General features: G+C 65.1%; 13 protein-coding genes. 10 read left to right on the plus strand and 3 right to left on the minus strand.

What is annotated here, in order from left to right; all coding sequences use genetic code 11:
• Nucleotides 1-205: 205 nt before the first annotated feature.
• Together EO139_RS01595 and EO139_RS01600 are read right to left on the minus strand one after the other, a co-directional pair.
• Complete coding sequence (locus EO139_RS01595; RefSeq protein ID WP_104584463.1) at nucleotides 206-610, minus strand: hypothetical protein; 405 nt, start codon at nucleotides 608-610, stop codon at nucleotides 206-208.
• On the minus strand, nucleotides 607-3,957 hold the full coding sequence (locus EO139_RS01600; RefSeq protein ID WP_126969118.1) for a winged helix-turn-helix domain-containing protein: 3,351 nt from the start codon (nucleotides 3,955-3,957) through the stop codon (nucleotides 607-609). The genes EO139_RS01595 and EO139_RS01600 overlap by 4 nt, the downstream gene beginning before the upstream one ends.
• Before the next feature lie 398 nt (nucleotides 3,958-4,355).
• Here EO139_RS01600 and fabV point away from each other — a divergent pair, with 398 nt between their 5' ends.
• Nucleotides 4,356-5,564 (plus strand): enoyl-ACP reductase FabV, encoded by a 1,209-nt coding sequence (fabV, locus tag EO139_RS01605; RefSeq protein WP_126969119.1) that lies wholly within the window; start codon nucleotides 4,356-4,358, stop codon nucleotides 5,562-5,564.
• A 157-nt stretch (nucleotides 5,565-5,721) separates the two neighbouring features.
• Here the strand turns inward: fabV and EO139_RS01610 are convergent, their stop codons facing one another.
• Nucleotides 5,722-6,744: a sugar kinase gene (locus EO139_RS01610; RefSeq protein ID WP_104584457.1), complete on the minus strand. Its 1,023-nt coding sequence runs from the start codon at nucleotides 6,742-6,744 to the stop codon at nucleotides 5,722-5,724.
• Between the two features lie 285 nt (nucleotides 6,745-7,029).
• Here EO139_RS01610 and EO139_RS01615 point away from each other — a divergent pair, with 285 nt between their 5' ends.
• The 9 genes from EO139_RS01615 (at nucleotide 7,030) to EO139_RS01655 (ending at nucleotide 20,835) form a co-directional block, all read left to right on the plus strand.
• Nucleotides 7,030-9,798: a TonB-dependent receptor gene (locus EO139_RS01615; protein WP_115675567.1), complete on the plus strand. Its 2,769-nt coding sequence runs from the start codon at nucleotides 7,030-7,032 to the stop codon at nucleotides 9,796-9,798.
• Nucleotides 9,799-10,028: 230 nt separating this feature from the next.
• Nucleotides 10,029-13,226 carry a TonB-dependent receptor gene (locus EO139_RS01620; protein WP_126969120.1) on the plus strand — a complete coding sequence of 1,066 codons (3,198 nt, stop codon included), beginning with the start codon at nucleotides 10,029-10,031 and terminating at the stop codon, nucleotides 13,224-13,226.
• 12 nt (nucleotides 13,227-13,238) lie between these two features.
• Nucleotides 13,239-14,216 carry a pectinesterase family protein gene (locus tag EO139_RS01625; protein ID WP_126969121.1) on the plus strand — a complete coding sequence of 326 codons (978 nt, stop codon included), beginning with the start codon at nucleotides 13,239-13,241 and terminating at the stop codon, nucleotides 14,214-14,216.
• Complete coding sequence (gene pelA, locus EO139_RS01630) at nucleotides 14,216-15,259, plus strand: pectate lyase (protein WP_126969122.1); 1,044 nt, start codon at nucleotides 14,216-14,218, stop codon at nucleotides 15,257-15,259. The genes EO139_RS01625 and pelA overlap by 1 nt, the downstream gene beginning before the upstream one ends.
• A 234-nt stretch (nucleotides 15,260-15,493) precedes the next feature.
• Nucleotides 15,494-19,357: a LamG-like jellyroll fold domain-containing protein gene (locus EO139_RS01635; RefSeq protein ID WP_206515106.1), complete on the plus strand. Its 3,864-nt coding sequence runs from the start codon at nucleotides 15,494-15,496 to the stop codon at nucleotides 19,355-19,357.
• 187 nt (nucleotides 19,358-19,544) lie between these two features.
• Entirely contained in the window at nucleotides 19,545-19,754 is a 210-nt protein-coding gene (locus tag EO139_RS01640) for a hypothetical protein (RefSeq protein WP_164739675.1), read from the plus strand.
• A gap of 60 nt (nucleotides 19,755-19,814) precedes the next feature.
• Nucleotides 19,815-20,198 carry a hypothetical protein gene (locus tag EO139_RS01645; protein WP_126969124.1) on the plus strand — a complete coding sequence of 128 codons (384 nt, stop codon included), beginning with the start codon at nucleotides 19,815-19,817 and terminating at the stop codon, nucleotides 20,196-20,198.
• Between the two features lie 120 nt (nucleotides 20,199-20,318).
• Nucleotides 20,319-20,453, plus strand: coding sequence for a KTSC domain-containing protein (locus EO139_RS01650; protein ID WP_238150282.1), 135 nt, complete (start codon nucleotides 20,319-20,321; stop codon nucleotides 20,451-20,453).
• A 112-nt stretch (nucleotides 20,454-20,565) separates the two neighbouring features.
• The gene (locus tag EO139_RS01655; protein WP_126969125.1) at nucleotides 20,566-20,835 is read left to right on the plus strand and encodes a hypothetical protein; all 270 of its coding nucleotides are present in this window, start codon (nucleotides 20,566-20,568) and stop codon (nucleotides 20,833-20,835) included.
• Nucleotides 20,836-21,201 lie beyond the last annotated feature (366 nt).

The following is a 21,201-nucleotide window of genomic DNA, read 5'->3' on the forward strand; positions in this document are numbered from 1 at the left end:
AGCCAGGGCGCAGCGAGCTCCATCGGGACCGCACGCAGGGTCCTCCCGTGGCAACGGGTGCGTGCGCAAGTCGACATCAGGAGCCAGCGGCTGTGGTGTATCCACCACCGGCGGAGCCCTTGGGCATGCGCACGCTGTGCCCTGCCCACGCATTGCGGCAACACACCGCCTGGTGGCGAACCGCCAGGCCGGTGGCCAGCAGGGCTTACTGCAGGGGCGGGGTTTCCTGCGGGTTGATCTGCGGATCGTTGCCAACCTGGGGATCGCAGCTGAACCAGGTCTTCTTGTCCTTGCGGCTTTCGTCTTCGACGATGATGGTCAGGAAGATCAGTGTCGGCACGCTATTGGCATTGCTGACCTGCACGCTGCGGCCGTCGGGGCTGATCGTGGGTTCTCCGATCTGTTTCAAGGCATCGGAACTCAACAGGCTCTTGATCTTGAAATGCCTGGGGACGACGTCTTCATCGAAGTAATACAGCAGGGTCGATGCCTTGTCGTGCTTATCCACGATCAGCAGGTCCGGGGCGAAGCTGTAGAAATATTCGCCGGCACCGGTGTTGCCGCCGAATCCCACCCGTGCCACGGTGAGTTTGATCTTGAAATCCGTCATGAGCTGTCCTGTTCCTTGAAAAGCGGGGCATAGAGGGAGACGAACCCCGGGTGGCGGTAGCCCGCCTGATACAGCCATCCGAGCTGTTGCGTAACGGCACTGCGCTGGCCCAGATGCACCTGCGCGCGAATCCAGGGGTCCAGCAGGGTCTTGTCGCGGCTGTTGCCGATGTCCTTGCCCAGCACGGCCACCGCGCGCTGCCATGCCGCGCGTGCACCGTCGTCGTCGCCGACGGCGGTGCGTTGTTCGCCATGCCACACCAGCGCTTGCGACAAGGCGGAGATGCCAAGCGGATCGTCGGGTCTGGCGCGATGCAGGGCATCCAGCCGCGCAACGATCTGATCAAGGTCGCCTGCGTGTGCGCCTGCGCGTCCGGTCTGTACGCGGTGCAGGCGCAGCGCAATGATGGCATCCAGCCATTGCCATTCGGGCAGCGGCTGGGCCTGTTGCAGCAGGTCAGCCATGGTCTGACGGGCCTGGCCAAGTTGCTGTTCGGCTTGACCGGGACGCCCATCCAACGCGGCCACCCAGCCAGCCTGCGCGTAGGCATGCGCCAGATCGCGTTGCCATGTGTTGTTGTCCGGCTGCAGCGCCACCAGCGGTTGCAACATCCGCACGCTGTCCTGCGCATCGGTCTGCGCCTGTGCCAGGTGACCCCGCGCCACCGCCAGGTTGGAGGTGCGGATCAACGAACCCGCCAGACGCCGTCGCCAGGCATTGGCATCGGGGTCGTTCTCGACCAGCACGCGCAACATCGCGATTTGATCGCGGTAGCCCTGCTCGGCAGGCGCCAGCAGGCCCTGGTTCTCCTGTGCCAAGCTGAGCCATGACAAACTGTCGATCAACTCGTAGCGCAACGACGGGTTGTCCGGAGCACGCGCGATCAGCATGCGCTTGAGCGAGATGTCGCGCGCGAAAAAACCGATCGCCGTCGTGGTATCGCCGCGTGTGGTGGCCAGCGTGCCGAGATTGTTGAGCGCGTACGACAGCTCCAGCTGCCAGCGTTGGTCATCCGGCGCCGTGCGCACCAGCCATTCACTGGCCGCCAGATACTGCGACCAGTAAGTCTGCGCCAACGGGAACTGCTTGCTGCGGTAGGCCATGTTTCCCAGCCAATACGCCGCCTGGCCCATTTCGGCGCGCGCCTCCAAGGTATCTGGCGCTCGCATGCGTGCCTGCTCGGCAGTGGCGGCCGAACGCGTGAATGCCGCCTGCGCCTGGTCCAGCTTGCCCTGGTTCATCAGCACCTCGCCGGTGGTGCGCAGCGCGCGCGCGTGGTTGATCAGATCGCCTGGCTGCATGCTCGTGCTGGGCAGGTCTTCCAGGTAGCGCAGCGCGCGGCTGCCCACGCTGTTGAGCAGTTTCAGATTGCCCACCGTGCGCAATTGCTCGGCCAGGTCGCCCAGCATGTAGCTCACCAGTTGCTGGGCCTGGTCGCGCCGTTCTTCAGCCACCTGCTGCGCCTGCCGCGCCTGCCAGCCCAGCAGCAGCGAGGCGCTTGCCAGCACCACCAGCATGCTTGCCGCTGCCGCATACAGGCCGCGGCGGCGGCGCTGCGAGCGCTCGCAGGCATGCAGGAACGCGTGATCCAGCGCGTCCAGGTCCTGCGGCATGCGCCGCGCCGCCTCGCGCGCCTCGCTCAACGGGCGCCCGCTGTTGAGCAGGTGATCGCTGCGCCGGCCCTCGGCGGCCCAGCGTTGCGCAGCCAGTTGCAGCCGCTTGCGCGCCTGCAGCAGGCGGCGGTTTTCATGGATCCACTCGGCCGCGCGCGGCCATTGCCGCAGCAAGGCCTCGTGCGCGACCGCAAAGCCGGGCTCGCCGGCCACCAGCTCGCTGACGAACAGGCGCGCATGCACGAAGCCCTCCACCAGCACGCGCGCTGCGCCGTGCCCCGGCAGGGCCGACCACAGCGCCCGCCGCGCGGTCACCGCATCGCTGTCGGGGTGGATCACGCTCAGCACGCTCAGCACCTGGCCCAATGCCGCCTGCGCGGCAGCCGGCAAGGCACGGAAGGTGTGCTCGGCATGGTGCGCCAAGGCGCCTTCCAGCCCGCCCAATGCGCGGTAGGCGGCGAAGGTCAGCAGGCCGTCGTCGCTGCGTTGCGCGTGCAAGGCATGCAACAGGTGCTGCAGCAACGGCAGGGCATCGGGCTGGCGCGCGGTGGCATCGCGCAGCACATCGTCCAGCCGGCTGGCGCTGTCGCGCTCTTCTTCGAAGCGCAGCCCGGCCATCGCCGCCGGCACGCGGATGATCTGGCCGATCTCGCCGTCGCGTGGCGCCAGCAGATCCACGTGTCCGTCGCCGCGCTTGCGCTCCACGATCTGCGGCAAGGCGTCGATCAGGCGCGGGTAGAAATCGCTGCGGGTGAGCATCAGCACCGCCACCTGCGCGCTGTCGCACAGCGCCTGCAAGGCGGCGGCCAGTGCGGCGCGGTCGGCATCGGTGATCCCCGGCGTGGCCACCAGCGCTTCTGCGTGATCGATCACCAGCAGCAGATGGCGCTGGGTCTGTGCGCTGTCGCGCGCTGGCGTGCCTTGACGCATCGCTTCGGCAATGGCCGCATGCAGCGGTGCAGGGCGTTGCAGCCACTCGGGCAATGCCGCCATCTGCGCCGGCGAAAACACCGCGCGCCCGCCCGGTGCCCACTCGCCAAGCGCCCGCGCCAGCGTGTCGAGCACATCGCCGCCACGGCATTGGGCCAGGTTGCAATACGCCACCGCGAGGGCTTGCAGGCCATCCAGCCCGCCGGGCTGCGCCAGCAACGGCACCACGCCGGCGCGCAGCAACGAGGTCTTGCCGCAACCGCTGGCACCGCTCACCAGCACCAGCCCGCGCTGGCTGTGCAATTGCGCGCGCAGCGCGCCCAGCACCTGCGCAATCGCATGGCTACGCCCGAAGAAGACCTCCGCATGCGCGGGATCGAAGGCCTGCAGCCCCACATACGGGTTGCCGTGTCCCCACACCTGCGCGCCCAGTACCGCACCGCGATAATCGTCGGGAAACACCACCTTGGGCAGCAGCCGGTAACCGCGCTTGCGGATGGTTTCGATGTAGCGCGGTTGGCGGCTGTCGTCGCCCAGCTTGCGGCGCAGTTGGGCGATGGTCTTGTGCACCGGGTTGTCGCCGTAAAAGCTGCCGTGCCACACCTCGATCAGCAGCTGCTCGGCGCTGACCACTTCGCCGGCCCGCTCGGCCAGCGCGATCAGCACTTCCATCATGCGCGGTTCCAGCGCGATGGCCTGGCCGTCGTCGATCAGCACCAGCCGTTCCGGCGCGACCAGCAATGGCCCAAGCCGAAATCGCGGGACAGAGCCCAGCTGCGTGACGCGCTCGCTTCGAAGAGACATTCGCTCGGATACCGGTCGCACGGTGGGAGGAGCCTCGACGATCGCCATCAGGCGCGGCCAGGCACGGCACGGCAGGCGCAAACGTAGCACAGGCGCTCGGGCAGGAAATCGAGGGTGATCGTGGTTCGTTCGCGCCCGTGTATGGACGATGCCGGCCGCGGCAACGCGGCGTGCCGGGCGATGACGGGCGTCTTCACGCATGGCGATGCAGCCGCGTGTGGCGTGCCGCGGGCTGTCTCGCCGGCAAGCCGACGATGTACGCGTGTTCGGTGCCTTGGCCTCACCATGCCGGTGCCACGCAGCACCCGCTCCGCACCACCGGTGGCCAACGCCGCTCGCCCCAAAGTCCGTCACACGCACTAAAATGCCGCCAGCATCTTGCTGACCAGGAGTCCACGTTGATCATCCATCCCAAAGTGCGCGGCTTTATCTGCACCACCACGCATCCGCTTGGCTGCGAGCGCAATGTGCTCGAGCAGATCGCCGCCACGCGTGCGCGCGGCGTGCGCAATGACGGCCCGAAGAAGGTACTGGTGATCGGCGCATCCAGCGGTTACGGCCTGGCCTCGCGCATCACCGCTGCGTTCGGCTTCGGCGCCGACACGCTGGGTGTGTTCTTCGAAAAACCCGGCAGCGCCAGCAAGGCCGGCACCGCCGGCTGGTACAACTCCGCTGCGTTCGACAAGCATGCCAAGGCCGCGGGCCTGTACAGCAAGTCGATCAACGGCGATGCGTTTTCCGATGCCGCGCGCGAAAAGGTCATCGAGCTGATCAAGACCGAGATGGGCGGCCAGGTCGACCTGGTGGTGTATTCGCTGGCCTCACCGGTGCGCAAGCTGCCCGGCAGCGGCGAAGTGAAGCGCTCGGCGCTCAAGCCGATCGGCCAGACCTATACCGCCACCGCCATCGACACCAACAAGGACACCATCATCCAGGCCTCGATCGAGCCGGCCAGCGCGCAGGAGATCGACGACACCGTCACCGTGATGGGCGGGCAGGACTGGGAGCTGTGGATCGATGCGCTGGACGGCGCCGGCGTGCTTGCCGATGGCGCACGCAGCGTGGCCTTCAGCTATATCGGCACCGAGATCACCTGGCCGATCTACTGGCACGGCGCGCTGGGCAAGGCCAAGGTCGACCTGGACCACACCGCGCAGCGCTTGAACGCGCGCCTGGCCAAGCGCGGCGGCAGCGCCAACGTGGCGGTGCTCAAGTCGGTGGTGACCCAGGCCAGCGCCGCGATCCCGGTGATGCCGCTGTACATCTCCATGGTCTACAAGATCATGAAGGAAAAGGGCCTGCACGAAGGCACCATCGAGCAGCTCGACCGCCTGTTCCGCGAGCGCCTGTACCGCGAGGACGGCCAGCCCGCCGAGGTGGACGACGAAAACCGCCTGCGCCTGGACGACTGGGAACTGCGCGACGACGTGCAGGACGCCTGCAAGGCGCTCTGGCCGCAGGTCACCACCGAGAACCTGTTCCAGCTCACCGACTACGCCGGCTACAAGCACGAGTTCCTCAAGCTGTTCGGCTTCGAGCGTGACGATGTGGATTACGATGCCGATGTGGAGACGGACGTGACCTTCGATTGCATCGAGTTGGCTTGATTGCCGGGATTGGGGATTGGGGATTCGCAAGAGCGGTGCGCTACGCATCGCTGATCCTTGCCGGACCCGAACGGGGTGTATCACGGACGACCGACATGTAATGCCGGTTGTCCTTGCTGTTACGAATCCCCACTCCCGACTCCCCAATCCCGGCGCGTCAGCGCCTCACATCAAACCGTGCATCCCCCACGCAGGCCTGCACCTCGGCCACCGAGAGCGGATTGAAATCGCCGGGAATCGAGTGCTTCAGGCAGCCTGCTGCCAGGCCGAAGCGCACCGTGTCATCCAGTGACCAGCCTGCGATCAGGCCGTGCAGCACGCCGGCGGCGAACGCATCGCCGCCGCCGATGCGGTCGATGATCGGCGTGAGTTCCTCACTCGGCGCGCGCGCCACCGCACCACTGCGCGGCACCAGCAGTGCGCCCAGGCTGTGGTGGTCCACGTTGTGCGTCACGCGCTGGGTGCAGGCCATCAACTGCAGCTGCGGGAATGCGGCAAACGCCTGCTGCGCCGCCGCTTCCACCCGCGCTTCCAGCGTGTCCTGCGGAAACTCGCCGCCCAGCACCACGCCGATGTCGCGGTAGTCGGCAAACACCACATCCGCACAGGCGAACAGCTGGTGCAGGATGCCGCGCGCATCGCCCTGCCAGCGTTGCCATAGCTTGGGCCGGTAGTTGCCGTCGAACGAGACCTTGACCCCGGCCGCCCGCGCCGCGCGTGCCGCCGCCAGCGTGGCCTGCGCCACGTCCGCGCCCAGCGCCGGGCTGACCCCGGACAGGTGCAGCCACTGCACGCCCTCCAGCAGGGCCGGCCAGTCGTAGGCATCGGCCGGGGCCAGCGCAAACGCCGAATCGGCGCGGTCGTAGACCACCTCGCTGGGGCGGTGGATCGCGCCGGTGGTCAGGAAGTACAGCCCCATGCGGCCGTCCACCCGCCGTACGTGGCGCGTGTCCACGTCGTGGCGGCGCAGTTCCCCCAGCACCGCCGCGCCCAGCGGGTTGTCGGCCACCGTGCTGACCATGGCCACGTCATGGCCGAAATGCGCCAGCGATACGCCGACATTGGCCTCGGCCCCGCCGCAATGCACGTCCAGCCGCGGCTGCTGCAGCAGCAGCTCGTGACCAGGCGCCCCCAGGCGCAGCAACAACTCTCCAAAGCACAGGATACGGGCACGACTCATGCGGCAATTACCTCGGCTGTGTGGTGCGTCACGGTGTGGGGGAACCGCTGCGCGTCAGGATGACCATCGGTGTCATTCTAGCCGGCGCCAAACGCGCCGGGCGAGGCCCATGATGCGACGCGTAGTGACCGCTTGCACCCCTTTTGGGCAAATTCGGTGACGTTTTCTGCTGCGCTGCAAGATGTTACGGGAGGATTCAGCTGGTAACGTCGTTTTGACCAGCGGTGTCATTACCGCTCACAACCAGACTTTCATGTTGTTCATGGACCCTTGGGAGGGGAGGACATGCAATTTCGGACCACCAGCCGGAAGACACCGGTTACCTTGCTGGCGTTGTCGATCGGCCTTGCGCTGAGCGGCCACCTGGCAGCACAAGACACCACCCAAGCGCCTGCAGAACCGGCCGTCGACCTGGACACCGTCACGGTGACCGGCTATCGCGCCTCGGTGGAAAAGGCCCTGGACATCAAGCGCGGTGAAGCCGGCGTGGTCGATGCGATTGTGGCCGAGGACATCGGCAAGTTCCCCGACCTCAACCTGGCCGAATCGCTGCAGCGCATCCCCGGCGTGGTGATCACCCGTGAGGCCGGCGAAGGCCGCGCCATCTCGGTGCGTGGCCTGGGCCCGGAGTTCACCCGCGTGCGCATCAACGGCATGGAAGCGCTCACCACCGTCGGTGCCGGCGACCAGAGCGGCGGCACCAACCGCGGCCGCGGCTTCGACTTCAACGTGTTCGCCTCGGACCTGTTCTCGCAGCTGATCGCGCGCAAGACGGCCTCGGCCGATGTGGAAGAAGGCTCGCTCGGCGCCACCGTCGACCTGCGCACCGCGCGTCCGTTCGACTACAACGGCTTCACCTTCGCCGCCAGCGGCCAGGCCGCCTACAACGCCATGGCCGAGAAGGCCAACCCGCGCGTGGCCGCGCTGATCGCCAACACCTGGGCCGACAACACCTTCGGCGCCCTGCTGTCGGTGGCCTACACCGAGCGCGAGGTGCTGGAAGAGGGCTCCAACACCGGCCGCTGGGCCAATGGTCCGAGCAACGGCGGCTTCAGCGCCACCTCGCCGTTCGCCGCGGCGCGCTCGGCCGATGTCTACCACCCGCGCTTCCCGCGCTATACCCAGCAGATCCACGACCAGCAGCGCCTGGGCGTCACCGGCGCGTTGCAGTGGAAGCCGACCGACCGCACCACGCTGTCGCTGGACATGCTGTATTCCAAGATCGACGCCAAGCGCGACGAGCGTTACATCGAAGCGATTTCCTTCAGCCGCGGTGGCAATGCACGCCCGGTGCTGGTCGGCAAGCCGGCCACGGTCGTGCGTAACGGCGAGGTCCGCAACAACGCCCTGGTGTACGGCGAATTCGACAATGTCGATATCCGTACCGAAAACCGCCACGACGAGTGGAACACCGAGTTCAGGCAGGTCAGCCTGGACCTGGAGCATCGTTTCAACGACGACTTCAGCATCAATGCCCGGGTCGGTACCTCGCGCTCGGCGCACGAGAACCCGGTGCAGACCACCATCATCATGGACAAGTACGACGTCGACGGCTACAGCTACGACTACCGTGGCAACAGCCGCGCGCCGGTGCTGAACTACGGCATCAACCCGACCGATCCCACTGGCTGGGAACTGGCCGAAATCCGCCTGCGTCCGCAGACGGTGGACAACGACTTCGACACCGGCCAGATCGACTTCAACTGGAACATCAGCCCCGGCTTCCGCCTCAAGGGCGGCGTGCTGGCCAAGAACTACACCTTCAGCACCGTGGAGCTGCGCCGCGCCAACGAACTGGCCGTGCCCACCTTCGCCAATGGCACGCGCATCGTGCCGGCCGATCTCACCGAGCAGGCCGGGCTCAAGGGCATCAACGGCAGCCCCTCCAACTGGGTCGTGCCCAACCTGGATGCGGTGGCCGACCTGTTCGGCATCTACAGCAACAGCGGCAGCTTCGCCGTGGCCCCGCGCGTCAACAACAGCCGCAGCGTCGAGGAAAAGGACCGCGGCGTCTGGTTGATGGGCGAGTTCTCCACCGACCTGGGGTCGATTCCGTTCTCCGGTAACTTCGGTGTGCGCTATGTGGAGACCGAGCAGGAATCCACCGGCTATGCCTTGATCAACAACGCACCGGCGCTGACCACCGTGGGCCGCAAGTACAGCAACACGCTGCCCTCGTTCAACCTGGTCGCCGAGCTGGCGCCTGACCTGCTGCTGCGTCTTGGCGCGGCCAAGGTCATGAGCCGTCCCGGCCTGGGCAGCCTCACCCCCGGCGTGACCGTGGCGGTGGCCGGCGGCGCGCGCACCGTGGCCGGCGGCAATCCGGACCTGGACCCGATCGAGGCCACCAACGTCGACCTCGGCCTGGAGTGGTACTTCAACGAAGGCGCCATGCTCGGTGTCGGCCTGTTCTACAAGGACATCGAGAGCTTCATCCAGACCGCGCGCGAAGTGCGCCCGTATTCCAGCAGCGGCCTGCCGGCTTCCCTGCTGGAAGGCACCGGCGCCACCGTCAACGACGACTTCGCCTTCAGCATCCCGCTCAACACCCCGGGCGGCGAATTGAAGGGCGTGGAAGCCAACTACACCCAGCCCTTCACCTTCCTGCCGGGCAAGTGGGCCAACCTGGGCGTGCAGCTCAACTACACCTGGGTCGATTCGAAGATCCAGTACCTGGCCAGCAGCGGCGCGCCGGTGATGAAGAACGACCTGCTCGGACTGTCGCGCTCGTCGTGGAACGCCACGCTGTTCTACGAAGGTGAGTCCTTCGCCGGGCGCGTGTCGGCCACCAACCGCGACGACTACCTCACCCAGGCACCGGGTGCGGAAACCGGCTTCAACGTCGACGGCGTGCACGGCATGACCGGCACCACCATCCTCGACGCCTCGCTGCGCTACAAGATCAGCAAGCAGCTGGAGCTGAGCCTGGAAGGCATCAACCTCACCAACGAGGCCTCCGACGAGTGGGTGTCCTCGCCACGCACCGGCCAGCTGCCGCTGCAGTACGCCGAAACCGGCCGCCAGTACCTGCTGGGCCTGCGCTACAAGTTCTGACCCGCTGCCTGCCCGCTGCGCACACGCGCAGCGGGCCCTTATTCCAACGCTTGATCGTCGTGGATGCGGTGCCCTGGCGCACGCATGCAACGCGGTGGGCGTGATGTTCGAAACGTTCAGCAAGAACGCAGCGCGCTTGCGCAGCGGTGTTGCTGGTCGCCCATTGCGACGCCATGGCCTTGGGGGGCTGAGCGCGTCATTGCAGCCAGTGCCATGGAGAGAGCCGCATCATGCATGTCCGTTCGCGTCGTTCCGCCTCCGTGGCGGCCGCTCGCCTGCCCACCGCGCGTCTGTCGGTGGCCATCGTCCTGGCACTGCATGCGGCCGCTGCCGTCGCGCAGACCGCGCCGGCCACACCGCCCACCGATGCGGTGGACCTGGACCGCGTACAGGTCAAGGCCACCTACCGCGAAAGCCTGCAGCAATCGCTCGATGCCAAGCGCTACAGCGTGGAACAGGTGGATGCCATCTACGCCGAAGACATCGGCAAGTTTCCCGATCTGAACCTGGCCGAATCGATGCAGCGCATCGCCGGCGTCTCCATCGACCGCGAAGGCGGCGAGGGCAAGCAGATCTCGGTGCGCGGCCTGGGCTCGGACTTCACCCGCGTGCGCATCAACGGGCTGGAAGCGCTGGCCACTGCCGGCAGCGGCAGCGATGGCGTCAACCGCAGCCGCGGTTTCGACTTCAATACCTTCGCGTCCGAACTCTTCAGCCGCGTCACCATCAGCAAGACCCAGTCGGCGCAGATGGACGAAGGCTCATTGGGTGCCACGGTCGACCTGCGCGGCTCGCGCCCGTTCGACTTCGACGGCTTCGAAGCGGCCGCCTCCACGCAATACGGCTACAACGACCTCTCGCGCGAAAAGGACCCGCGTTTTTCCGGCCTGATCAGCAACATCTGGGCCGATGGCCGGGTCGGCGCGCTGATGTCGGTGTCCTACAGCGAGCGCCACCTGCGCGAGGAAGGCTACAACCCGGTGCGCTGGGAGCACGGCAACTACCGCAACTCCAACCAGAGCACCGCCACCAACAACGGCACCTATGGCTTCTGTTCGCCGGTGGGCTACAACCCGCAGACCCCGCGCAACCCGCTGGCCAACGAAACCCCTGCCGGGGTCGGCTCGCAGGCCAACCAGGACCGCAACAACGGCTGGGGCAGCTACGGCATCAGCGCCACAAGCTGCGGCACCGGCATCGCGCGCCCGGCCAATACGCCGGAGAACATCCAGGCCTACGAAACCGCCACCAACGCCTGGATTCCGCGCTACCCGCGCTACATCCGCACCGATCACGAGATCAAACGCCTGGGCGTCACCGGCGCGCTGCAATTCAAGCTCAGCGACGACACGCTGCTGAATTTCGACATGCTGTATTCCAAGCTGGACAAGGACCAGCGCGAAGACTCGGTCGGCGCCAACCTGCACCGCACCGCCAACTTCGGCGGCAAGACCCAGATCGCCGTGCGCGAAGCGCAGGTGGACGACCAGAACCGCCTCACCTATGGCGTGTTCGACAACGTCGACTTCCGCACCGAATCCAGCAACATCGAAGAATCCACCGAGTTCAAGCAGTTCAGCCTGGACCTGCAGCACCGCTTCAACGACCAGGTGCGCGTCAATGCATTGGTCGGCCACTCGACCTCGGACTACGAACGCCCCGAGTTCTCGATGGTGAGCTTCGACAACACCAATCTCGATGGCTTTGTGCTCGACCGCCGCAATGGTGGCGATTACCCGAGCATGAGCTTCCCGTTCGATGCGGGTAACCCGAATAACTGGCAGTGGCTGGGCTATGGCGCAGTGCCGGTCAACAGCAACGGCACCGCGCGCGGCACCAACATCAGCGAGGTGCGGCTCAACCCGCAATCGGTGAACAACACCTTCGACACCGCCAAGGTGGATCTGGAATTCAACATCAGCCCCACCTTCACCTTTCGCACCGGGCTGGCCTACAAGAACTACGACATGGACACGTCGGAGTCGCGCAACATTTCCTACGGGCGCCTGGCACAGGCATTGCCGGCCGGTGTGGGCGTGGGCGATTTGAGCACCAACCTGGACGGCTTCGGCCGCAGCTTGAACGGCAGCTTCCCCACCACCTGGGTGATTCCGGATTTCCAGAAGGTCGCCGACCTGCTCAACATCAATTGCGACTGCGACACCGGCGTGCCCGGTGGCGACTACCGCCTGGCCGATGTCGGCCACTTCGGTTCGTCCAACAACAACTTCGCCGTCAACGAAAAGAGCCTGGGCACCTACCTGCAGCTGGACTTCAACACCGACCTGTGGGGCCGCGCGCTGCGTGGCAACCTGGGCGTGCGTTATGTGCAGACGCAGATCGCCGCCAGCGGCTATGCGCCGTGCACGGCCACCGCGGCCGGCGCCATCTCGCCCAACTGCGAATCGTTCTTCGGCGTGGCCAGCGCCACCGCCGCGGCCGGCGAGCGCCTGCTGGTGCCCACCACGGTCAACCACAACTACCGCGACATCCTGCCCTCGTTGAATCTCTCGTGGGATGTCAGCGACGAGGTGGTGCTGCGCTTCGGCGCGGCCAAGACCATGGCGCGCCCCACGCTGGCGTATCTGTCGCCCAGCGTCAGCGGCGGGCCCACCCAGTATTTCGACGACGGGCGCTTCTTCTCGATCAACCTGGGCAACCCCAAGCTGGACCCGTTCCGTTCCACCAACTACGACCTCAGCGCCGAGTGGTATTTCCGCGAGGGTTCGCTGTTGTCGGCAGCGGTGTTCTACAAGGACATCGACAGCTACGTGCAGCGCACCCGCGTGCTCAGCACCTGGGAAGCGATGGGCTACTCGCTGGACCTGCTGCCGGCAGGCTTCACGCCGGACACCATCTTCAACGTGCAGAGCTACTTCAACACGCCCGGCGGCCCGCTCAAGGGCTTCGAGCTGACCTACCAGCAGGCCTTCGACTTCTTGCCCGGCTTCTGGCGCAACTTCGGCATCCAGCTCAACTACACCCAAGTCGATTCCAAGATCAATTACCTGTTCAGTACCGCCGGCAGCAGCAATACCAGCATCACCACCACCGCCACCGAGCGCGACCTGCTCAACCTCTCGCCGCAGTCCTACAACGCCACCGTCTATTACGACGACGGCCGCTTCAGTGCGCGCGTGTCCACCAGTTATCGCGATGGCTACATCAACAACATCCTGGCCCAGGAAGACGTCTACGACCTGGATGGCAAGCGCCTGGTCACGGCCGACGTGACCGGTAAATACAGCGTGGAAAACGTGGATTTCAACATGTCCTACAAGCTCAACGACCGGCTGTCGCTGACGTTTGAGGCCATCAACCTGCTCGACACACCCGACCGCCGCTACGTCGATTCCACGCTGGAGCTGCCCGACAAGTACACCGTCACCGGGCGCCAGTACTACATCGGCGCGCGCTACAAGTTCTGACAGGAGCAACGCATGCAACTGCATCGCAGGATCGTGTTACGTACTCTCGCCGCCACCGCCCTGCTGGCCGGGCTGTCGCTCGGCAGCACCGCTGCCATCGCCGCCGACCCGGTCTACACCGTGGCCAAGCAGGGCAGCGCCGGCTACCGCACCGTGCAGGCCGCCATCGACGCCGCCGTGCAGGGCGGCAAACGCGCGCAGATCAACATCGGCGCCGGCACGTACCAGGAACTGATCGTGGTGCCGGCCAACGCCCCGGCACTCAGGCTCATCGGCGCCGGCCCCACCCAGACCATCATCACCTACGACAACTACGCCTCGCGCATCAATCCGGCCACCGGCACCGAATACGGCACCTCCGGCTCGTCCAGCGTCATCATCGCCGGCAACGACTTCACTGCAGAAAAACTCGCCTTCGGCAATCACGCCGGCCCGGTGGGGCAGGCGGTGGCGGTGCGCGTGGATGGCGACCGCGCCGCGTTCCGCAACGTGCGCTTTCTCGGTTACCAGGACACGCTGTACCTGCGCGGCGCCAAGCTCTCGTATTTCCTCGACTGCTACGTCGAAGGCACCGTGGACTTCGTGTTCGGCGCCGGCACCGCGCTGTTCGAAAACGTGCAGCTGCACTCGCTGGGCGATGGCTATCTCACTGCCGCCTCCACCCCGCAGGAGAGCGCACACGGCTTCGTGTTCCGCAATGCACGCGTCACCGCTGCCAGCGGCGTGTCGCGCGTGTTCCTGGGCCGGCCGTGGCGGCCTTACGCCAGCGTGAGCTTCATCAGCAGCCAGCTCGGCGCGCACATCGTGCCCGAGGGCTGGAACAACTGGGGCAACACCGCCAACGAAGCCACCGCCCGCTACAGCGAATACCAGAGCAGCGGCGCCGGCGCCAACCCGTCGCGTCGCGTGAAGTGGTCGCGTCAGCTCAGCGCCGCGCAGGCCGCCGCGCTGGATCGCAACACCATCCTCGGCACCTGGAGGCCGTTCTGATGATCCGTTCGCACCTGCTCCGTTTCCGCACGCTCGCCGTCGCTGGCGCCTTGCTGCTGGCACCGCTGTCGGCACTGGCCGACAAGATCGCCGACAACATGCTGTTGCTGCAGACCGCCTCAGGCGGCTGGTCCAAGCAATACAAGGGCGTTGCCGTGGACTACACCCGCACCTTCACCGCTGCGGAAATCGCCGAGCTGCAGCAACCCGGGCGCAAGGACGACGCCACCATCGACAACAAGGCCACCACCTACGAGATCGGCTATCTCTCCACCATTTACAAGACCGAGAAGAACGCCAAGTACGTGGCCGCCGCCAAGCGCGGCGTGGACTATCTGCTCATCGCGCAATACGCCAACGGCGGCTGGCCGCAGTTCTACCCGGACCTGTCGTCCTACCACCACCAGATCACCTACAACGACGATGCGATGGTGCGCGTGCTCAACCTGCTGCAGGACATCAGCGAGGGCAAGGGCGACACCGGCGCGCTGCTGCGTGCCAGCCACGGTGCACGCGCCCGCCAGGCGGTGACCAAGGGCCTGGAGTGCGTGCTCGCCACCCAGGTCAAGATCGGCGGCACGCTCACCATCTGGGGCGCGCAGTACGACGAGGTCACGCTCAAGCCGGCCAAGGCGCGCGCGTACGAGCTGGCGTCGCTGGCCTCCAGCGAGTCGGTGAGCATCGTGCGTTTCCTGATGCGCCAGCCCAACCCGTCCGCGCAGATCAAGACCTCGGTCGAGGCCGCTGCGCGCTGGTTCGACACCCACCGCATGCGCGACCTGGCCACCAAGAAGATCGACGACCCCACCCAGGAAACCGGCCAGGACGTGATCCTCATCGCGCAACCAGGTGCGTCACTATGGGCGCGCTTCTACGACCTGCAGAATCAACGCCCGCTCTATGCCAACCGCGAGGGCAAGGCCTTGACCGAGTACATGCAGGTGCCCAACGAGCGCCGCGTCGGGTATGCCTGGCACGGCACCTGGCCGGACAAGCTGTTGAAGGACGACATTCCCAAGTGGAAGTCCGCAAACGGGCTGTAGTGGACGCAGCCATCGCACCACCGCACGCGGCGCATGCTGGCGCGCGCAGCACGCAGGCACGGCATGTACGCTCGTACGTGCCGGCCCGCGTGCCCGCCGCCAAGCGTGCGCCGCGCGCTGCGTTGCGGTGGCAGGTTGCAGTGTCTGTCGCCCGTGCGGGGCGGCAGTGGTTTTGCAGCAGTGGTTTTGAAGAGTGGTTTTGAACCAGACGAGGTGCGTGTGCTGAAGGTTTGGATGGGTTTGTTGTGTCTGATCGCGCTGCCGGCAAGTGCGGCCACCCCCACGGCCCCGGAGTTGCTGTTCCGGGTCTCGGCCGACCGCGACCTGCAGGCCGATGTCGCCCGCGGCGACGGCGTGCCCAACTTCCGCGACAAGATCACGCTGGTGCCCACCGGCAAACGCGGCAACGCCATCGAATGGGCCGACGACGGCGTGCTGTCGTGGAATGCGCCCGGCAACCTCTACACCCAGCGCGGCACGCTCGGCTTCTTCTGGCGCTCGCGTTATCCGGTCGGCGAAGCGCCGTTCGTGATCTTCCGTGTCGGCTACGCCGACCACACCAGCTGGGACATGGCCTGGCTGCGCATCGACTGGAACGGCCACGGCTTCGATGCCTTCGTCACCGACGCCAACCTGGCGCGCACCCGCGTCTCCTTCAAGCTCGACAAGAACCCGGCCGCCAGCGACTGGACCCACATTGCGTTTGCCTGGGACGAAACCCGCGGCGTGCGCCTGTATGTGGATGGCAAGGAAGCCGCACGCGTGGACTGCGGTGCGCCCTGCGCGAACGGCGGCGCGCTCGACTTCGACGCCGCGCTCGACCAGTTCGGCCTGGCCGGCCGCGTGATGTCGCCGCACCAGGTGCAGAGCCGCTACAACTTTTTGCGCGGCAGCGACTTCGACGAGATTCGCATCTACGACCGCATGCTCGACGCCAGCGGTGCCGCCGCACTGGCACGCCTGCAGGAGCCCACCACTGCGGAAGCACCCACCGGCGACGCGCAACACGCCGCCTTCCTGCACCGCTACGGCTGGGACAACGGCCACGCACCGCCGCTGCTGAGCGCACCGGTCACCCGCATCCGCAAGGTGGAGTTCGCCGACGCGCGCGACCTCAAGCAATGGATGTGGAAGGCCACCGACGGCATCGCCGAAACCACCTGGCCCGGCGTCTACAACCGCTCGCGCCTGCCCGGGCGCGACGATTACTTCCAGCTGCCGGACTGGAACACCTATGTCGAAGGCGGCAAGGCGCTGGACCTCACCCTGCCGGACGAGCCGGTCAACCGCATCGAGCTGCGCGGCGCCGCCTACGGCCAGGCCAGCTACACCGCGCCCACTGCCACCGGTGCCACCACCGCGCAGGGGCAGCCGCTGTTCGCGCGCAGCCAGGGCGTGGTGCGCAGCGTGGACCAGTTCCCCGAGCGCCGCGGCGGCACCCTGCGCTTTGCCAACACCGCGCAGGAAACCCCCATCCAGGAGATTTGGGCCTACAACGTGCAGCCGGGCGCCGTGCCCAAAGGCAGCGCGCAACTCAGCTACACCGTGCGCAGCGACATCCAGCCCGACTACGACAACCTCGCGCCCTTGCGCGATGTCATCGCCGGCCGCTACCCGCCGGGCGAGCGCCAGACCGTCATCGCGCTGCCCACCAAGGCGCCGGCGCGCAAGCGCCCCAGCGACAAGGCCGCAGCAAGCGCGCAGCAGCCCATCGTGCACATCCTGGTGCCCTCCAGCCTGGGCAACCCGCCGCCGGACCAGGCGCTGATGCGCAGCTGGTCCTACGGCTGGGAGAACATGCACGACGGCCTGGACGGCATCGCCATCACCCTGCCGGCGCTCACCCTGCCGGCCACCCACAACGGCAGCATCCCGCTCAACATCCGCATCAAGGACCCCATCTGGCCCGCACGCGACATGATCGATGTCTCGGTCGCGGTTACCCCCGGCCAGGCCCGCACGCTGTGGCTGGACCTGCGTGACCGCATCTTGAGCAACGACAGCCTGATGCTCAGCATCGCCGCCGCCGCGCCCGGCTTCGATGCCAACGCGCTCGACGGCACCCAGCTGCAACTGGTGTTCAAGCCGCGCGCCGAGGCCATCACAGAACACGTGGCCGACCGCTTCAACCAGGTCAAGGACAACTGGGGCTTTCTGGTCGAGGAGCACACCACCTCCAAGCGCCAGCTGCTCTACAAGCGGCTGGATGCCGACATCACCGACCTGCTGCGCGTGGACCCGGACCACGCGCTTGGGCGCGAATACTGGAACGACATCAGCTACGCCAACCAGGGCGCGTTGCCGGTCGAGATGCCCAGCGTGCCCAAGGGCGTGCCCGCCTGGGCGTTCTGGCAGCTGCAGGACCTCAGCGCCACCCGCCGCTACATCCGCTGGTGGATCGAGCAGCGCCAGGTGGCCTACGGCGATTTCGGCGGCGGCATCTCCGACGACTCGGACCTGGTGCAGCAATGGCCCGGTGTCGCCCTGATGGGCGTGGACCCGGACATGCTCAACGCCTCCATGCTGGCGCTGTCCGATGCCAACTACCGCAACGGCATGTTCACCAACGGCCTGTCCACCATCGAAACCGACGAGCTGCACTCGTATGAGGAGGGCATCAACCTCAACAGCGCCCTGCTGTACCTCAACTGGGGCGACCCGCGCACCGTCGAGCGCCTGATGGAAACGGTGAAAGCCTTCGACACCATCATCCAGGTCAACCCGCAAGGCCACCTGCTGTTTGCCAGCAACTGGTTCGGCGGCCGCAAGATCTACCGCGAGCCCAACTGGCAATGGCAAAAGCCGTACTCCTTCCCCATCGTGCACCCGGCCATCCTGCTGGGCGGCTATAACGCCGACCCCAACAGCCGCCGCATCGTCACCGGGTTAGCGGATGGCTACCTCGCCCACGCCTACACCAACGCCAAGGGCAACTGGGCCCTGCCCAACGAGATCAACTGGCAAACCGGCAAAACCCGCGGCGGCGAACTGTTCGAAGGCAGCGGCGGCGCCGACACCTTGCACACCTTCTGGGCCGCCTACCGTTTCACCGGCGAGCAGCGTTATCTCAAGCCAATCGACTACCGCGTCGCCAACAGCGGCCCCAACGGCCTCTCGCTGCTCAACGAAAACTTCCTGGATGTCATGGGCAAGCGCAGCGACTGGAGCGGCAAGCTCATCGATGCCGCAAATAAAGACGACGGCAGCGCCCCGGACTTCCCGCACCACGTGGCCTGGGAACAAACCGGCAACCTCGAGTATCTCGCCGCCATTTACCGCAGCGAGGCAAGAGAGAAACTGCAGAACTTCTACATGAACACCGAAGGCCACTGGTGGAGCGACCGCGTGGAATCCCCCACGGTCAACCTGCAACGCGCACGCTTAGGCGGCGTGGCACTCAAGCGCAACCAGACCTACCCCGGCCACACCGTCAGCTGGCGCTTCGCCGATCCAGAGGCCGCCACCCAAGTGGCCATCGCCATCCCCGCACCCCAGCAAGACCGCTTCACCGTCATCGCCTACAACACCTCCAGTAAACCTCAGCGCGCCAGCATGACCGGCTGGAACGTCGCCCCGGGCCAATGGCGCATCACCCAGGGCGTGAGCAAAGCCAATGACGGCAAGCTCGACAGCAACGCCAAGACGCAAGAGCGCGCTTTCGAAAAAAGCGCGTCCATTGACATCGACTTCCCCGCAGGCCGCACCACCGTTCTGCAGCTCGAACGCATAGCAGCCACCACCCCGGTTGAACTACGCCCGGACCTGGGCATTGGTCATGGCGACGTGCGCGTGACTGCCGATGCCATCGAGGTGACCGTGCATAGCCTCGGTCATGCCGATGCCCCGGCCGGGTTTGTGGTGTTGGAGGATGTGCGTGGCAAGGAGTTGGCGCGGAGCGCGTTTCCGGCACTCGCGGCACCACGCAATCTGCAGCCAATCACCACCCAGGTACGCCTGCCACTAACCAACGCGGCAAATCTAAAAACCGCGCAATTGCGTGTGGTGACCGAAAGCAACGCCGCAGAGATTACCGACCTCAACAATAATCTCGCTTTACCCACCCCAGCCAAGCCGGCAACCGCACAAAACAGCCAATAACCCAACACACCAATCCCTTCTCCCGCACGCGGGAGAAGGTGCCCGAAGGGCGGATGAGGGCAAAGCCGATAAAGCCAGCGATCAATCGCGCAAGCGCATTGACGCAATCCAAAAACTCGGCGAGGATCAAGTCACGCAGTACTTAATGCAGCCGCAAAGCCACACATTTCTTCAGGGGGAAGAAACAATGTTGAGCAAGGCATGGAGCATCGTGGCACTGACTGTGGCCGCACTGGGATTGTGTACTGCATCCGCGCAAGCGCGCGTCAGAGCCGCCGGCACGCACCACACCACCAGTCACGGCGGTCACTACAGCGCAGGCCACGGCGCCTCGCACAAAGGTGGCAGCTACCGCAGCACAAGTACCAACAACCACTATCGGCGTCACAAGTCCTAGCAGGCCTCAAGCTAACGCCACTCGGAAGTGCAGCGTAATGCAAGAACTAGGACGCAAAGAATGCGCTATCAAAAACTCCTGAAGCTGCTCGCCGGTCTTGCCGGCGTCATGCTCGCAGCGACGGGCGCTTTGCTGGTGGCACTGGTTGCAGCAGGCCAGGTACGTGAAGGACAGACGGGCGCATTGATCAGCGGCATTGGATTTCTGGTGATGGCCGCTCCCGCGCTGGCAACTCCGTTTTCCTTACGCGCTGCCAAGCGATTGCTGATGCTGACACTGTGCTGCCTCGCTGCACTCGCGATCTGGCTTTCGTTCTGGCCAAAAGAAGGTGTGACACCGACGCTCCAACTGCGAATCGCCGTCCTTGCGTTCCCGGCACTTCTGATACTCCGCATGCTGCTGGCTCGCCATCGTAAGGTGAAGAAGCTAAGCGCTGACAATTGATGCAAGCAGAAGCCACGATGTGGTACGACTTATATTCAAACGCTAGGAGAATCGATGGACATGATTTGCGTCACCTCGTCAGCCATCAGCGCAATTGGCTACGACCCGGGCAGCATGCGTATGAAAATTCAATTCGTCCAGAGCCACACATACGACTTCTGTGGTATGCCCTCGCTCGTTTTTCAAGGGCTTTTCAATGCGGGTTCAAAACGCCGTTATTGCAAAGATCACATCAGTGACCGCTATCAGTGCTAACCGCTTGTCTTTGGGAATTGTCGTAACAAATCATTCAAGCCGACCACCACTTCGTGGCGGGGGCTTAACTCAAGCTTTAGCCAATAGCCAAAAATTCTAGCATCCTCATAATATGAACTGTTACATCGTCACTTTTCAGGCTGCACAACGCACCACGCGCGACGCATTACGCGAGCGCATGAAGGCGTACGATGCATATTGCCCGATCAATGCTACATGTTGGGCACTCATGAGTGACAAGAAGGCTGCTGAAATACGCGATGATTTAAAAGCCGCTTTAGCTAACGGGGATAGGATTTTTATAATTCGCTCGGGCACAGAAGCTGCCTGGAAGAACGCTATTAGCCAAAAGCATTCAGATTGGCTAAAGAAGAACTTATGAACGCCCTCAATCCATAACCGCTTGACGGTGAAAAACCACTTCGAGTGCGGAGGGGTCGGGTTGAGTCCGTCGATCTGTATGAAATCAAAGACACTGAACTGGATCACTTTGAGTATGGTGCCCCGGATCTTCAGTTCAATTTTGCGATTTTTTTGCTTTCAACCGCGTTTTCATCAGTTTGTGCATTAGCTACCGCCACGTTTGACAACAAGACCATAGAAAGCGCGTTTTTATTTGTTGCCGTCATCGGTATCACCCTTGGAGCCTATCTGGTTATTTCATGGTGGCGATCACGCACGCCAACGAAGGCGTTGTGCAAGAAAATTCGTGATCGCATTCAACCAGAACAAGGTGGCCGATCAGCGA

The organism is Xanthomonas sp. BRIP62411 (genome assembly GCF_003993525.1).
Lineage (GTDB): Bacteria > Pseudomonadota > Gammaproteobacteria > Xanthomonadales > Xanthomonadaceae > Xanthomonas > Xanthomonas euroxanthea.